This is a genomic window from Kitasatospora sp. NPDC114501, assembly GCF_055633695.1.
The window spans coordinates 17,747-32,702 of sequence record NZ_JBVKDS010000022.1; the positions used below are offsets into that span (position 1 = coordinate 17,747).

A 14,956-nucleotide genomic window follows, 5' to 3' on the forward strand; every position below is an offset into this window, starting at 1 on the left:
GGGGTCGCTGCCGTCGGGGCCGCTGCCGTCCGGGCTCAGCCGCCGGCCTTGGCGACGAACTCCGTGGTGTACGTCCTCGCCAGGTCGATCGACCCCTCCTTGCCCTTGACGTCCGGGTGGAACGCGGCGAGCACCGAGAGCACCGTCTTCGGCCCGTCGGCCGGCATCACGCCGTCCGTGGTGAACATCGGCAGCGTCGCCTTGATCGCCGCCGCGTACTGCTCGGCGCCGCCCTGCGCGTAGTCGGCGGGCATCTTCGCGGCGATCTCCTCGGGGCTGTGGGTGGACATCCACCTGAGGGTCTTCACGAAGGCGTTGGCGAGCTTCTGGGTGGTGTCCTTGTTCTTCTCCACCCAGTCGGTGTTCATGTACAGCGACGAGGACGGGTACAGCCCCCCGAGCGCCTCGCGCGAGCCCTCGGGGGTGCGCATGTCGTACAGCACCTTGCCGAGGCCCTTGTCCAGGAGGTTGGCGACGGTCGGGTCGGTGGTCATTCCGGCGTCGATGCTGCCCTGCTGGAGCGCGGCGATGAAGGTCTGGCCGGCGCCGACCGCGATCGGGCTGAACTCGCTGACGGCGGTGCCGTTCTTGACCGCGAGGTACTTGGTGAGGAAGTCGGTCGAGGAGCCGATGCTGGTGACGCCCAGCTTCTTCCCCTTGAAGTCGGCGCCGGACCTGATGGCGTCGGCCTGCTTGGTGGAGACCACCTCGACCTCTCCGGGCGCCTGGGCGAACTGCACCACGGACTCGACCTTCTTGCCCTTGGCCTGGAGGTCGATGGTGTGGTCGTAGAAGCCGACCGCGCCCTGGACGTCCCCGGCGAGCAGGGCGGTGGTGGCGTTGACGCCGGCCGGCTCGGTCATCAGCTCGACGTTGACGCCGGCCTCGGCGAAGTATCCGAGCCGCTGGGTGAGCATCGCGGGCAGGTAGATGACCTTGTCCAGGCCGCCGACCATGATCTTGACCTTGGGCCCGTCGACCTGCTGGCCGGCGGGGGCGACCGCGCCGTGGCCGGCGGTCGCGGCGTCGTTGGCGCAGGCGGAGAGCGGGAGGAGCAGGACGGCGGCGAGGGCGGCGGCAGCCGGTCTACGCATGGGGAAGGCCTCTCTCGGGGTACGGACGGGGGAGTCAGCGGCTCTGGCGGCGGCGGGAGATCAGCGCCCGTCGCCCGCGTCGGCGGGCTTCCAGCGGAACAGCTTCTTCTCGGCGAAGGTCAGCAGTCCCTCGGTGAGCAGCGCGACGACGGCGAGGATGGTCATGGCCGCGTACACGCCGGCCGCGTTGAAGGTGCCCTGGGCGGCCGCGACGAGCAGGCCGAGGCCCTTGGTGGCGCCGATGTACTCGCCGACGATGGCGCCGATCAGCGCGAAGCCGAAGCTGACGTGCAGGCTGGTGAAGATCCAGGTGGTGGCGGCGGGGATGACCACCTGGAGGGTGACCCTGCGGTTGTCGGCGCCCAGGATGCGGGCGTTGGCGACGAGGTTGCGGTCCACCTCGCGGGCGCCCTGGAAGGCGTTGAAGAACACCGGGAAGAACACCAGCACCACCGCGGAGGCGACCTTGGAGGCCGGGCCCAGGCCGAACCAGATCAGGAAGATCGGCGCGAGCACGATCCTCGGGATGGCGTTCAGCACCTTGATGTACGGCCCGAACACGTCGGCCAGGAAGCGGATCCGGCCGAGGGCGATGCCCAGCAGCACACCGCCGATGACGCCGATCACCCAGCCGGTGAGGGCCTCGTACAGGGTGTAGCCGATCTGCTCGCCGAGCGAGCCCTGCGCGGTGCCGTGGGTGATCCACTGCCAGATCTGGTCCCAGATCCTCGACGGCTGGGAGAAGTTGAACGGGTCGATGACCTCGGTGCGGGCGCACACCTCCCACAGCCCGAGGAAGGCGAGCAGCACCGCGACCCGGGCCGCGTAGACGCCCAACCTCCGGTGGCGGGCGGCCCGTTCGCGGGCCTCGGTTCTCGTCGTGACGGCCGGGGGCTTCCCGGCGGCCGCCGGCCCGGACGCGGGCGCGGACTCCGGTACGGACTCGGACGCGGTCTCAAGCGGCACGACCCGCTCCTCTCTCCCGGGTGATGCGCACCTCTTCGCCGAGCGAGGACCAGATCTCGCGGTACAGCTCGACGAACCTCGGCTCCAGCCGGACTGCCTCCACGGTGCGCGGGCGCGGCAGGTCGACGGTGAAGACCTCCTTGACGGTGGCCGGTCCGGCCGTCATGACCACGACCCGGTCGGCGAGCGCGATGGCCTCGTCCAGGTCGTGGGTGACGAAGACGACCGAGGAGCCCGTACCGGCCCACAGCTCCAGCAGCTGGTCCGACATCAGCGCCCTGGTCTGCACGTCCAGCGCCGAGAACGGCTCGTCCATCAGCAGGATCGCCGGGTCGTTGACGAAGGTCTGGGCGAGCGCGACGCGCTTGCGCATGCCGCCGGACAGCTGGTGCGGGTAGCGGTCCTCGAAGGCGGCCAGGCCGACCCGGCCGAGCCAGTCCCGGGCCCGGTCCCTGGCCTCGGCGGCGGGCACGCCGCGGAAGCGCGGGCCGGCCATCACGTTGGACAGGACGGTGCGCCAGGGGAAGACGGCGTCCTGCTGGAAGACGAAGCCGACCTTGGGGTCGATCCCGCGCACGGGCTCGCCGTACACCAGGACCTCGCCCTCGGTGGGCTCCTCCAGCCCGCTGACCAGGGTCAGCGTGGTGGACTTGCCGCAGCCGGTGGGGCCGACGACGGCGACGAACTCGCCCTGGGCGACGGTCAGATCGAGGTCGCGGACGGCGGTGTGCAGCGCCCCGGAGGGGGTGCGGAACCGTTTGGTCGCGCCGGTCAGCTCGATCGCCGGGGTTGTGCTCATTCGATCCTCCCGGGTCTGTGCTTGCCCCGGAAAGGTAGGGGCGGGCCCGGCCCCGGCGGGAGCCTTCTCCGCGTAGTGCGACTTCTCCGCATAGAGGGGTGTTCTGCTCGTTTTGCTTCCGCTACAACTGCGGGGACGCGGCTGACAGAAACACGCCCGAAACGTAGGGTGTCCCGACCCCGTCCCGCCGGTCCTCCACCCACCGGCCCGTCCCCCCGCCTACCCTCCACCGACCGGCCCGTCCCGGCCCGTCCCGCCCAGCCCATCCCCGCAGAACCACCCGAAGCCGCCGAGAGGAGGCCCGGATGAAGCTCCCCCGCGGACCCCGTCGGGTCTTCGCCCAGCTGCTGCTGAGCCAGACCGTCGTCACCGTCGGTGTCACCGCCGTGACCGCCGGGCTGTTCCTGGCCCCGGTCAGCAGCGAGCTGGACCACGACGCGATGCAGCGGGCGCTGTCGATCGCCCAGGCCACCGCCACCGACGAGAGCATCGCCCGGGCCGCCGCCGGCCGCGACGTGGTGGCCGCCCAGCGCAACGCCGAGCAGATCCGGCTGGCCACCGGCGCCAGCTTCGTGGTGGTCACCGACCTGGACGGCATCCGGCTCTCCCACACCGACCCGGGCCGGATCGGCCAGCGGGTCAGCACCGACCCGGAGCCCGCCCTCAGCGGCCGCAGCGTCACCGCCATCCAGGAGGGCACCCTGGGCCGCACCGCCCGCGGCAAGGTGCCGCTGCGGATGGCGGACGGCCGGATCGTCGGCGAGGTCTCGGTCGGCATCAGCGACGACTCGATCCGCCGCCGGCTGCTGACGATGCTCACCGGCATCCTGCTGTGCGCGGGCGCCGGCCTGGCCGCCGGGACGCTCGCCACCCTCCTGCTGGCCCGCCGCCTCAAGCGCCGCACCCACAACATCGCGCTGGCCGACATCTCCGCGCTGCTGGTGGAGCGGGAGGCGATGCTGCACGGCATCCGCGAGGGCATGGTCGCGCTGGACGAGCGCGGCCGGATCCGACTGGCCAACGACGAGGCCGTCCGGCTGCTCGGCCTGCCGGAGGACTGCACCGGCCGCCCGATCGGCGCGGTGCTGCCACCGGGCCGGCTGGCGGACGTCCTCGCCGGGCGGATCGCCGGCGCGGACCTGCCGGCCGTACGGGACGACCGGGTACTGGTGGTGAACCGGACGGCCACGCCCGAGGGCGGCGCGGTGGTGACCCTGCGCGACCGCACCGAGCTGGAGTCGCTGGTCCGCGAGCTGGACACCACCCGCAGCCTGACCGAGGCGCTGCGGGCCCAGGACCACGAGCACGCCAACCGGATGCACACCCTGCTGGGCCTGCTGGAGCTGGGCCGTCACGAGCAGGCGGTGGCGTTCATCTCGGAGCAGTCCGGCTCGCACGCCGTGGTCGCCGCGCGGATCGCCGAGCAGGTGCGGGACCCGCACGTGGCGGCGCTGCTGGCGGGCAAGACCTCGGTGGCGGGCGAGCGCGGGATACGGCTGACGCTGGCCCCGGCGGCGCACCTGCCGGACACGGTGGTGGACGCCCGGGCGCTGGTGACGGTGCTCGGCAACCTGATCGACAACGCGGTGGACGCGCTGGCCGCGGGCGGCGGGGGGCGGGTGGAGGTGAGCCTGGCCGCGGCCGGACCGACCCTGCTGCTACAGGTCGCGGACAGCGGCCCGGGGGTGCCGGAGGCGCTGCGCGAGCAGGTCTTCGAGGAGGGGTGGACCAGCAAGGACGCGCCCGCGCACCGTCCGCGCGGGCTGGGGCTGGCGATGGTGCGGCGGCTGGTCGAGCGGACCGGCGGCCGGATCGTGCTCGACACCGGGCCGCTCGGTGGCGCCCGGTTCACCGTCGAGCTGCCCGAGGCCCTGCTCACCACTCAGCTCGCGGAGGCGTGATGATCGACGTACTCGTGGTGGACGACGACTTCCGGGTCGCGGACGTGCACGCCGCCTACGTGGCCAAGGTCCCGGGCTTCCGGGTCACCGGCACCGCGCACTCGGCCGGAGAGGCGCTGGCCGCCCTGGAACGCCGCCCGGTGGACCTGCTGCTGCTCGACCACCACCTGCCCGACGAGACCGGCCTGGCCCTGGTGCGCCGGCTGCGGGAACGCCAGGTGGCCTGCGACGTGATGATGGTGACGGCCGCCCGGGACGTGTCGACGGTGCACGCCGCGATGCAGCACGGCGCGCTCCAGTACCTGGTCAAGCCGTTCACCTTCGCCGGACTGCGGGAGAAGCTGGTGGCGTACGCGCAGCTGCGGCACGCGCTCGCCGCCCCGGCCCGGGAGGCCGGCCAGGACGAGGTGGACCGGCTGTTCGCGACCCTGCGCAGCGCCGCCGCCCCGGCCGGGACGCTCCCCAAGGGCCACTCGGCGCCCACCACCGACCTGGTGATGGGCGTGCTGCGCCGGGCCGGACGGCCGCTGTCCGCCCAGGAGGTCGCCGACGCCACCGGGCTGAGCCGCTCCACCGCGCAGCGCTACCTCAAGCAGCTGGAGCGGGACAGCCGGCTGCGGCTGACCCTGCGGTACGGCGACACCGGCCGCCCGGAGCACCGCTACGGGCTGGCGGCCCGGGCCTGAGGCCCCGCCGCTCGGACCCTGCCGCGCCGCCGACCCCGAGGCGGACAGAGGCCGGACAGGGGGGAACCCCGGCGGCCCCAGGCCCGCCGGGGTTCCCCGGGCGCGACGGCTCAGGCCGCGCCCGCACCGGTGAGGGCACGGACCTCCAGCTCGGCGAACCGGTCCGGGTCGGCGGGCTCGGACGAGGTGACCGTCCCGATCCAGCCGGCCAGGAAGCCGAGCGGGATGGAGACGATGCCCGGGTTCTCCAGCGGGAACCAGTGGAAGTCGAGGCCGGGGAAGAGCGCCTCGGCGGAGCCGGACACCACCGGCGAGAAGCACACCAGCACGATCGCCGGGATCAGCCCGCCGTACACCGCCCAGACCGCGCCGCGGGCGGTGAACCGCGACCAGAACAGGCTGAACAGCAGCACCGGCAGGTTGGAGGAGGCGGCGACGGCGAAGGCCAGGCCGACCAGGAAGGCGACGTTCAGGTGCTGGGCGAACAGGCTGATCACGATCGCCGTCGCCCCGATCCCGGCGGCGGCGATCCGGGCGACCACCACCTCCTGCTGCTCGCTGACCTCGGAGGTCGACTCCTTCCCCGACCGGGAGGCCGGGACGGTCTCGCCCCGACGGCGCCGGCCGCGGCTGCCCTTCACCTGCTCTCGCGCCGGCCGGGCGCGCCAGGCGCCGGCCCAGATGTCGTGGGCGAAGGCCGCCGAGGAGGCCAGGGTCAGCCCGGCGACCACGGCGAGGATGGTGGCGAAGGCGATCGCCGAGATCAGGGCGAACAGCACCACCCCGCCGGTGCTGCCGTTGCCGCCGCCGAGCGTCAGGGCGAGCAGCGGAACGGCGGTGTTCCCGGCCGAGTTGGCGTGCCGCACCTCGGCCGAGCCGATCAGCGCGGTGGCGCCGAGGCCGAGCACGATGGCCATCAGGTAGAAGCTGCCGACCAGGCCGATCGCCCACATCGTGGAGCGGCGGGCGGCCCGCGCGGTGGGCACGGTGTAGAAGCGGGACAGGATGTGCGGGAGGCCGGCGGTTCCGAGCACCAGGCCCAGGCCGAGGCTGACGAAGTCCAGCCGGCTGGTGATGCTGCCGCCGTACTTGAGCCCGGGCTCCAGGTAGCGGTGCCCGGCGCCGCTGTGCTCGGCGGCCTGGCGCATCAGCTCGCCGAGGTCTCCGTGGAAGCGGACCACCAGCAGCACGGTGAGCAGCACCGAACCGCCGGTCAGGAGGAAGGCCTTGATGATCTGGATCCAGGTGGTGGCCCGCATCCCGCCGATGGTGACGTAGACGATCATCAGGGCGCCGACCGCGATGATGGTCCAGGTGCGGGCGTGCGGGCTGCCGGTGCCGAGCAGCAGGGCGACCAGCGAGCCGGCGCCGACCATCTGGGCCACCAGGTAGAGCAGGGTGACCACGACGCTGGCGCCGCCGGCCGCGGCGCGCACCTTGCGGCGGCGCAGCCGCAGCGCGAGCACGTCGGCGAGGGTGTACCGGCCGGCGTTGCGGACGAGTTCGGCGACCAGCATCAGCACCACCAGCCAGGCGACCAGGAAGCCGATGCTGTAGAGCACGCCGTCGTAGCCGTACAGCGCGATCAGCCCGGCGACGCCCAGGAAGGAGGCGGCGGAGAGGTAGTCCCCGGAGAGCGCGAAGCCGTTCTGCAGCGGCGTGAAGTCGCGGCCGCCGGCGAAGAAGTCCTCGGCGGCGTTGCCCTGGCGGCCGACCCAGAGGGTGATGCCCAGGGTGACCAGGACGACGACGGCGAACAGCGCGATGGCGAGCGAGTGGTGGTCGCCGGTGGGGGCGACGGGCGGCGGGGTGGCGGTCGACACCGCGGTCTGTACGGCGGCCTTGGCCGCGTCGGTGGGCACGGTGAGCATCCAGGTCGTCATCGCAGTTGGTCCTGGGTGTCCCAGCGCAGCCCCAGGGCGGCGCGGTCGCGCTTGGTCCGGGAGTTGCGGGCGTAGAGCCAGGTGAGCAGGAAGGTCGTGGCGAACTGCAGCAGCCCCAGCAGCCAGGCCACGTTGAGCGGACCGGCCACCGTCCTGCGCATCAGGTCGGGGGCGCCGGCCTGGGCGGCGACGAACAGCAGGTACCAGGCGAGGAAGGCACCGGTGATCGGGAAGACGAAGGTCCGGTAGCTACGGCGGATCTGTCGGAAGGCGGTGCTGGCCTGGACCGCCCGGTACACCTCGGTGCGGTCGGCGACCGGCTCCTCGGCGAGCGGCTCGCCCGGCTCGGCCAGGTCCTCAGGGTCGGCGGGGGTGGTCTGGGCGAACGGCTCGACGGCGGCCCCGTGGACGGGTGCACCCACGGCCACTGACCCGGCGACGGCCTCTGCCGACTGGGCCGTGCGGGCGTGGTCCGTACGGTCGGGGCCGGACTGAGCCGGTACCGCCGTTCGGAGGTGCGCAGCCGATGGCTCGGCGGACTCAACGGGGATGCCGGCGGCCGGAGCGGCCCACCAGTCGAATTGCTGTCCCGGGCCGGGACTGCTCGTCTGCTGCTGTGGCACTGCTGCTCCTGGACGGCCGGATGTTCTGACCCGAACCATGATGGCGGCCCTTGGACAGCGCCCCTGACCATCGCAGATACCTTCACTCGATGAGGTGATCGATCATCCGACAGACGCTCATCCGACTACTGCTGCGTCCTGGTGATTCCGTGTCGGAACGCGTACGCGACCGCCTGAGCCCGGTCCCGCACCGCCGTCTTGGCGAACAGATTGTTGATGTGGGTCTTCACGGTGGCCTGGCTGACGAACAGCCGTTGGGCGATCTCGGCGTTGGACAGCCCCTCGGCGATCAGCGCCAGCACCTCGGCCTCCCGGGCGGTCAGCCCGTCGGGCAGCTCCTCCGGCCGGGCGCCGGGCCGCTCGGCGCTCGGCCCGGCGCCGCCGCGCTGCTCCGAAAGCCTTTCCAGCAAACGGAGTTGGACCTGCGGGGAGAGTCCGGCCGCGCCCGAGCGGACGTCCGCGATGGCCCGGGCGATCTCCTCGGCGCCGGCGTCCTTGGTGAGGTAGCCGCGCGCCCCGGCCTGGAGCGCCGGGAACAGCGAGTCGTCGTCGGCGTAGGTGGTGAGCACCACGACCTCGGTCCCCGGGTGCGTCGCGCGGATCCGCCGGGTCGCCTCGACGCCGTCGCAGCGCGGCATCCGCAGATCCATCAGCACCACGTCCGGGTGATGACGCTCCACCAGGGCGACGGCCTCCTCCCCGTCCCCTGCGGCCCCGACCACCTCGATGCCGGGCAGCAGCCCCAGCAGCATCACGATGCCCTCGCGCACCACCGTCTGGTCGTCCGCGACCAGCACCCTGGTCACGCCCGGCCCGCTCATGCGCCCACCTCGCCGCGCTCGGTGGTCGCTTCGCGAAACGCGCACCCTTCGATGACTAGCTCGCCGCGCTCACTCATGCCGGCACCCGCAGCAGCACGCGCCACCCTCCGTCCTCCGGGCCCGCCACCAGCGCGCCGCCGAGCAGTTCCGCGCGTTCGCGCATTCCCAGCAGACCGTACCCGCTGCCGCTGGCGGCCAGCTCCTCCGGCGCCCCCTCACCTGCGGACTGACCGCGCGGCGGCCGGGTGTTGCGCACCTCCAGCTCCACCGCCCCGTCCAGGTAGCGCAGTTCGACGGAGCAGCGGGCGCCGGCGGCGTGCTTGCGGACGTTGGTCACCGCCTCCTGCGCGGTGCGCCGCACCGCGAGGGAGGCCTCGGCGGCGAGCGGCCGGGGCGTGCCGGTGACGACGAGGGCGGCCCGTTCCCGTCCGGTCAGCTCGACCAGGAACTCCCCGACCGGGGTGAGTTCCCCACGCAGCGCGGACAGCGCCTGCCGGGTCTCGGCCAGTCCGTCCTGTGCCATCCGCCGGGCGGCGACGACCCGTTCGCGGATCTGCTCGCGGTCCGTCCCGGCGTCCAGCATCAGCCGGGCCGCCTCCAGGTGGACGAGCTGCGCGGAGAGGCTGTGGGCGAGCACGTCGTGGATGTCCCGGGCGATCCTGGCCCGTTCGGCGAGCGCCGCGCTCTCCGCCTCGGCGGCCCGGGCGGCCCGCTCCTGGGCGAGCAGCCGGCGGGAGGTGCCGCGCGCCTCGACGTCCAACCGCAGCAGGTAGCCGAGCAGGGTGATCCCGCCGACGGTGGCCGCGACGCTGAGCCAGCTCGCCGTGGTGACCGCCGCGTACGAGGCCAGCGAGGCCGCCGACGTGACCAGGCCGGGCGCGGGCGGCATCCGGACCAGGGACATCACGGCCAGGCCGTACCAGAGCACGTCGGCGAGCAGGGTCGCCCGGCCGGTCTCGGCCAGCCAGGCGGCGCCGAGCACCGCGCCGGCCAGCACATACGCGGGCAGCGGGCGCTGCTCCCGGGTGGCCCACAGGAAGGCCGCGCAGAGCCCGACGGCGGCGGCCAGCCCGGCCGCCGCGGCCACCGCCGCCCAGCCGGCGAACCCGCCGTCGGCGAAGGTCCCCCAGACGACGGTGGCCAGCAGCACGCTCCGGCCGAGCACGGTGAGCACCCGCCGCGGCCGGCTCTCGGCCTCGCGGTCCATCCCCTCGCGGGAGGGCCAGCGGGTCCAGTACCACCCGGCCACGGGTGCCTCCTCGGTGCTCACGGCGGTGGGTCGGGTCAGAGGGATGAGGCGCGCGGACCAGGACGCGGGTCGGGTCCGTACGGCCGCGTATCCACGCGGTTCAGCGCAGGGCGGCGACGGGCGGCGCGGGCTCCAGCGCCCGGGCCCTCCAGTTCACCACGAGCGAGCGGACCAGCAGCAGGACCGCCATGCCGAGCAGCAGGGAGCTGCCGGACTGGTGGACGTGCAGCGCCGTGCCGAGCCCGTACAGGCCGATCCGGACGGCGATCATCCCGATCCAGGCGGCCACCGTGGCCCTGGTGCCCTTGGCCATGACCGAGCCGTCCTCGGACCTCCAGAGCCGCACCGTCCAGCCCCAGGCCGATCCCGTCCCGAGCACCGCGACCAGCCCGGCGGCCAGCAGGACCGCCGACAGGACGGTGTGCCGGTGGTCGATGATCTGCGGGTCCCGCAGCGCGAGCGCGCCCAGGACCAGCGGCAGCAGCCAGAAGCGGCGCTCGGTGTCCAGGCGCTGGGCGCGCATCTGGCGCTGGACCACCAGGACCGCCACGACGGCGATCACGAGCAGGTTGGCGAGGGCGGTCATCGGACTTCTCCGTCCGGGGAGAGGGCTGGTCGCTGACCTCTCCGACGGTACGGACGCGCCGGTTCCCACTGATCGGAGCCGGGGTGGACCCCGGGTGGAACGCGGGCGCGCGGTGCCTCCACCCGTGGGGGGAGGCACCGCGCGGACGGAGTGCGTCAGGCGTCGATGCGCGAGCGGTCCAGGGTGGCCGCCGAGTCCACGATGAACTCCTTGCGCGGGGCGACGTCGTTGCCCATCAGCAGGTCGAAGATCTTCTCGGCCTGCTCCAGGTCGCCCAGGTTGATCCGGCGCAGCGTGCGGTGGCGCGGGTCCATGGTGGTCTCGGCCAGCTGGTCGGCGTCCATCTCGCCCAGACCCTTGTAGCGCTGCACCGGTTCCTTCCAGCGCATGTTCTTGCGCTGGAACTCCAGCAGTGTGGAGCGCAGTTCGGCGTCGGAGTAGGTGTAGTGGTACTTCTCCTGGCCGCGCTTGGGGTTGGTGAGTTCGATCCGGTGCAGCGGCGGCACGGCGGCGAAGACCCGGCCCTGCTCGACCATCGGCCGCATGTAGCGGTGGAAGAGGGTCAGCAGCAGGGTGCGGATGTGCGAGCCGTCGACGTCGGCGTCGGCCATGAAGATGACCCGGCCGTAGCGGGCCTGGTCGATGTCGAAGGTGCGGCCGGAGCCGGCCCCTATCACCTGGATGATCGCGGCGCACTCGGCGTTCTTGAGCATGTCGCTCACCGAGGCCTTCTGCACGTTCAGGATCTTGCCGCGGATCGGCAGCAGCGCCTGGAACTCGGAGTTGCGGGCGAGCTTGGCGGTGCCGAGCGCGGAGTCCCCCTCGACGATGAACAGTTCGCTGCGGTCGACGTCGTCGCTGCGGCAGTCGGCCAGCTTGGCGGGCAGCGAGCTGGTCTCCAGCGCCGTCTTCCGGCGCTGGGCCTCCTTGTGCTGCCGGGCGGCGACCCGGGTGCGGGCGGCCGCGACGACCTTCTCCAGCACCGCCCGGGCCTGGAGCTTCTCGTCCTTCTTGGCCGAGGTGAGGAAGGCCTTGAGCTCCTTGGCGACGACGGCGGCGACGATCCGGTTGGCCGCCGAGGTGCCGAGCACCTCCTTGGTCTGGCCCTCGAACTGCGGCTCGGCGAGCCGGACGGTGACCACCGCGGTGAGGCCCTCGGTGGCGTCGTCCTTGGTGATGTCGTCCTCGGCGACGCGCAGCAGCTTGCCCGCGCGCAGCGCCTCGTTGACCGTCTTGGCCAGCGAGCGCTCGAAGCCGGTGACGTGGGTGCCGCCCTTGGGGGTGGCGATGATGTTGACGAAGGAGCGCAGCGTGGTGTCGTAGCCGGCGCCCCAGCGCAGCGCGATGTCCACCCCGAGGTGGCGGGTGACCTCGGTGGGGGTCATGTGGCCGAGGTCGTCCAGGACCGGCACGGTCTCCTTGAAGGTGCCCTCGCCGCGCAGCCGTAGCACGTCGCAGACCGGCTTGTCGGGGGCCAGGAACTCGCAGAACTCGGCGATGCCGCCGTCGTAGCGGAAGACCGACTCCTCGATCTGCTCGCTCTCGGTGAGCCGCTCGTCACGCACCACGATGGTCAGGCCGGGGACCAGGAAGGCGGTCTGCCGGGCGCGGCTGTGCAGGTTCTCCAGGGAGAGCTTGGCGTCCTTGAGGAAGATCTGCCGGTCGGCCCAGTAGCGGATCCGGGTGCCGGTGCGGGTCTTCGGCACCTTGCGGGCCTTGGTCAGGCCGTTGCCGGGCTCGAAGGGCGCGTCCGGGCTGGTCTCGGTGAAGATGCCGGGGGTGCCGCGGCGGAAGCTGATCGCGTGGGTGTGGCCGCCGCGGTCGACCTCGACGTCGAGGCGGGCGGAGAGCGCGTTGACCACCGAGGCGCCGACGCCGTGCAGACCGCCGGAGGCCGCGTAGGAGCCGCCGCCGAACTTGCCGCCGGCGTGCAGCTTGGTCATCACCACCTCGACGCCGGACAGCCCGGTCTTGGGCTCGACGTCGACCGGGATGCCGCGCCCGTTGTCCCGGACCTCGACCGAGGAGTCGGGGTGCAGCACCACGTCGATGCGGTCGCAGTAACCGCCCAGCGCCTCGTCGACGGAGTTGTCGATGATCTCCCAGAGGCAGTGCATCAGACCGCGGCTGTCGGTCGAGCCGATGTACATGCCGGGGCGCTTGCGGACCGCCTCCAGCCCCTCCAGGACGAGCAGGTGCCGCGCGGTGTAGTTGGAACCGTCGTCGCCGGCCAGCAGCGCGGACGGCACGGTCGTTTCGGCACTCACGCGGCACTCTCCTCGGTGAAGTTCTGTCTCATCGGTCACATCCCGGACGCATCCGGACCAAACGCCAGTGCAGCACGCCGCACCGACATCCGTCGCCCTGCGTACCCGACCCCCTGCGCCGGGTGCACAGCACGACGGGTCGACCCCGCGCAGCTTGTACGCGCTGCGCGAACAAGCACCGCACCCGGGTGCGAACCCCGGGGGCGCCATCTCCTCCCGGTACCACCGGTCCTGGCGGATCGTGGGGCCCGGCACAGGCTCCGGAACTGCCGTTATGCAGGCTACCGGGGCCCGGGACGGGGCTTATGCTCCAACCCGGCAGAGGATTATGCTACGCGGACCTCGTACCCGATCCCGATCGGGCGTTCGAGCGAGGGGCGGATCCCGGGATTCGGCACGCATGAACCACCGGCGCCCGGGGCACGTCCTCATCAACACAGCAGAATCCTCAGAGAAGAAAAGCCACGAGCGGGAACGTTTTCGGCCTGGTTGGATGTTGACCCTGGTACGACAGCTCGTCGAGCTAGAGAAGAGGCGACGTGACTACTGTTCTGACCCCTGCGAGCCCGCTCACCGCGGCTGACCGCTGCGACCGATGCGGCGCCCAGGCCTACCTGCGCGTCGTACTCGCCAGCGGCGGAGAGCTGCTCTTCTGCGCCCACCACGGCCGGAAGTTCGAGCCCGAGCTCAAGAAGATCGCCGTGGAGATACAGGACGAGAGCGGCCGTCTCACCACGACCAACGCGGCCGCGGCCGCGGACGAAGAGCGCTGATACCGGGCGCCAAAACCAGCAGCCGGCGTCGAGCTGTGTCCGGTCGCGCACCGCGCGCGACCGGTGGGCCGGGCGGCTGACCCCTTCGGGGGCCGGCCGCCCGGCTCTGCTGTACCCGGCGCATGCCGCCGGCCCCCGCGCGGGCCCGGACCGCCGTGGCCGACGCTTCGTCAGAACCCGGCCTCAGCACGTGACCGGCCGCTCACCCACCGCGATACCGGGGCGCCGGGGCACACCGCGTCCACAGGCGCTCACAGGACCGAACGCACCGCGTCCGCGACCGAGGAGACCCTGGTGTAGACGCCCGGGTGGGCCGCCTCGGCGCAGCCCGTCCCCCAGGAGACCAGGCCGACCAGCCGGCCGTCGACGATCATCGGGCCGCCGCTGTCGCCCTGGCAGGCGTCCTTGCCGCCCCGCTCCTCGCCCGCGCAGACCATGCCCCGGGCGTCGAACTTCCCGTCCTGCCCGCCCGGATAGGCCTGCGCACAGGTGTGGTCCGGCACGATCGGCACGGCCACCCCGCGCAGGGTGGGCGAGTAGTCGCCCCGCCCGGTGGTGTCCCCCCAGCCGTACACCTGCGTCGTCGTCCCGGCCGCGTACGGTGCGGTCTCGCCCTGGCCGACCAGCTCGACCACCGGCCGGGCACCCTGGGACTCGGCGAGGGTGAGCACCGCGACGTCGTTCATGTTGGCGGCGAAGGAGTAGTCGGGGTGGATCCAGACCGACCGCACCGACACCTCCCGCCCGGCCGTCCCGCGCATGTCGTCCCGGCCGACGATCACCTTGAGGCCCGGCCGCTCCACCCGGCCCTTGGACTCGTCGTAGAAGCAGTGCGCGGCCGTGACGACCTTGGTCGGGGTGACCAGCGCACCCCCGCAGAACTGGCCGGACCGGCCGCTGCCGAACTGCTGGCGGCTGGACAGCGCCACGATCCACGGGTGGTCCGCGGTGCTCGCCGCGGTGCCGCCGACCACCCGGCGCTGCGCCTCGGCCGGTGCCGCGGTGCCGAGGGCGACCAGCGGGACGGGCACGGCGGCGAGCAGCGCCAGCACGGCGACCCTGCGGCGACGGCCCGCCCGGACGTCGGCCGGATCGGCCGGGTCGGCGGGCCCCGCCGGGAACGGGGTGGTCGTCGGCAGGTCAGTGCGGTCCGGCTCGGTCGGCACCGTGACTCCAGGGGGTCGGTAGCAGGCAACCGGCACAGCGTAGGTGACCGGCTACACGGTGCGACCGCTTACCGCCGCGCCGCCACCCGGACGAGGGACAACCACCACCCGGACGCTGACGGGCGGAGATGTTGACGGGTCT

Annotated in this window: 13 protein-coding genes; 3 read left to right on the forward strand and 10 right to left on the reverse strand. The window is 72.9% G+C overall.

Going from position 1 to position 14,956, the window contains the following annotated elements:
• Window positions 1-35 precede the first annotated feature (35 nt).
• The 3 genes from ACZ7RU_RS33310 to ACZ7RU_RS33320 are packed head-to-tail and all read right to left on the reverse strand — an operon-like array spanning window position 36 to window position 2,859.
• The gene (locus ACZ7RU_RS33310) at window positions 36-1,094 is read right to left on the reverse strand and encodes an ABC transporter substrate-binding protein (RefSeq protein ID WP_470344717.1); all 1,059 of its coding nucleotides are present in this window, start codon (window positions 1,092-1,094) and stop codon (window positions 36-38) included.
• A gap of 60 nt (window positions 1,095-1,154) precedes the next feature.
• Window positions 1,155-2,060 (reverse strand): ABC transporter permease, encoded by a 906-nt coding sequence (locus ACZ7RU_RS33315; protein ID WP_470344718.1) that lies wholly within the window; start codon window positions 2,058-2,060, stop codon window positions 1,155-1,157.
• On the reverse strand, window positions 2,050-2,859 hold the full coding sequence (locus ACZ7RU_RS33320; protein ID WP_470344719.1) for an ABC transporter ATP-binding protein: 810 nt from the start codon (window positions 2,857-2,859) through the stop codon (window positions 2,050-2,052). The genes ACZ7RU_RS33315 and ACZ7RU_RS33320 overlap by 11 nt, the downstream gene beginning before the upstream one ends.
• 305 nt (window positions 2,860-3,164) lie before the next feature.
• On the opposite strand from ACZ7RU_RS33320, the gene ACZ7RU_RS33325 reads away from it, so the two are divergent.
• Both ACZ7RU_RS33325 and ACZ7RU_RS33330 read left to right on the forward strand, forming a co-directional pair.
• Entirely contained in the window at window positions 3,165-4,760 is a 1,596-nt protein-coding gene (locus ACZ7RU_RS33325) for a sensor histidine kinase (protein ID WP_470344720.1), read from the forward strand.
• Window positions 4,760-5,446: a response regulator gene (locus ACZ7RU_RS33330; RefSeq protein WP_359912604.1), complete on the forward strand. Its 687-nt coding sequence runs from the start codon at window positions 4,760-4,762 to the stop codon at window positions 5,444-5,446. The genes ACZ7RU_RS33325 and ACZ7RU_RS33330 overlap by 1 nt, the downstream gene beginning before the upstream one ends.
• 110 nt (window positions 5,447-5,556) lie before the next feature.
• On the opposite strand, the gene ACZ7RU_RS33335 is transcribed toward ACZ7RU_RS33330, so the two are convergent.
• From ACZ7RU_RS33335 to ACZ7RU_RS33360, 6 genes are all read right to left on the reverse strand, one after another.
• Window positions 5,557-7,329 (reverse strand): solute symporter family protein, encoded by a 1,773-nt coding sequence (locus ACZ7RU_RS33335; protein WP_470344721.1) that lies wholly within the window; start codon window positions 7,327-7,329, stop codon window positions 5,557-5,559.
• The gene (locus ACZ7RU_RS33340; protein ID WP_470344722.1) at window positions 7,326-7,751 is read right to left on the reverse strand and encodes a DUF485 domain-containing protein; all 426 of its coding nucleotides are present in this window, start codon (window positions 7,749-7,751) and stop codon (window positions 7,326-7,328) included. Before ACZ7RU_RS33340 ends, ACZ7RU_RS33335 begins: the two co-directional genes overlap by 4 nt.
• A gap of 326 nt (window positions 7,752-8,077) precedes the next feature.
• A complete protein-coding gene (locus ACZ7RU_RS33345; RefSeq protein WP_470344723.1) occupies window positions 8,078-8,773 on the reverse strand; it encodes a response regulator transcription factor in 696 nt (231 codons plus the stop codon).
• A 73-nt stretch (window positions 8,774-8,846) separates the two neighbouring features.
• Entirely contained in the window at window positions 8,847-9,980 is a 1,134-nt protein-coding gene (locus tag ACZ7RU_RS33350; RefSeq protein ID WP_470344784.1) for a sensor histidine kinase, read from the reverse strand.
• Window positions 9,981-10,122: 142 nt separating this feature from the next.
• On the reverse strand, window positions 10,123-10,608 hold the full coding sequence (locus ACZ7RU_RS33355) for a DUF1453 domain-containing protein (protein ID WP_470344724.1): 486 nt from the start codon (window positions 10,606-10,608) through the stop codon (window positions 10,123-10,125).
• 155 nt (window positions 10,609-10,763) lie between these two features.
• Window positions 10,764-12,875 carry a DNA gyrase/topoisomerase IV subunit B gene (locus tag ACZ7RU_RS33360; RefSeq protein WP_470344725.1) on the reverse strand — a complete coding sequence of 704 codons (2,112 nt, stop codon included), beginning with the start codon at window positions 12,873-12,875 and terminating at the stop codon, window positions 10,764-10,766.
• Between the two features lie 539 nt (window positions 12,876-13,414).
• Here ACZ7RU_RS33360 and ACZ7RU_RS33365 point away from each other — a divergent pair.
• On the forward strand, window positions 13,415-13,648 hold the full coding sequence (locus ACZ7RU_RS33365) for a DUF7455 domain-containing protein (RefSeq protein ID WP_470344726.1): 234 nt from the start codon (window positions 13,415-13,417) through the stop codon (window positions 13,646-13,648).
• 251 nt (window positions 13,649-13,899) lie between these two features.
• Here the strand turns inward: ACZ7RU_RS33365 and ACZ7RU_RS33370 are convergent, their stop codons facing one another.
• Complete coding sequence (locus tag ACZ7RU_RS33370; RefSeq protein ID WP_470344727.1) at window positions 13,900-14,814, reverse strand: S1 family peptidase; 915 nt, start codon at window positions 14,812-14,814, stop codon at window positions 13,900-13,902.
• Between the last annotated feature and the right edge of the window lie 142 nt (window positions 14,815-14,956).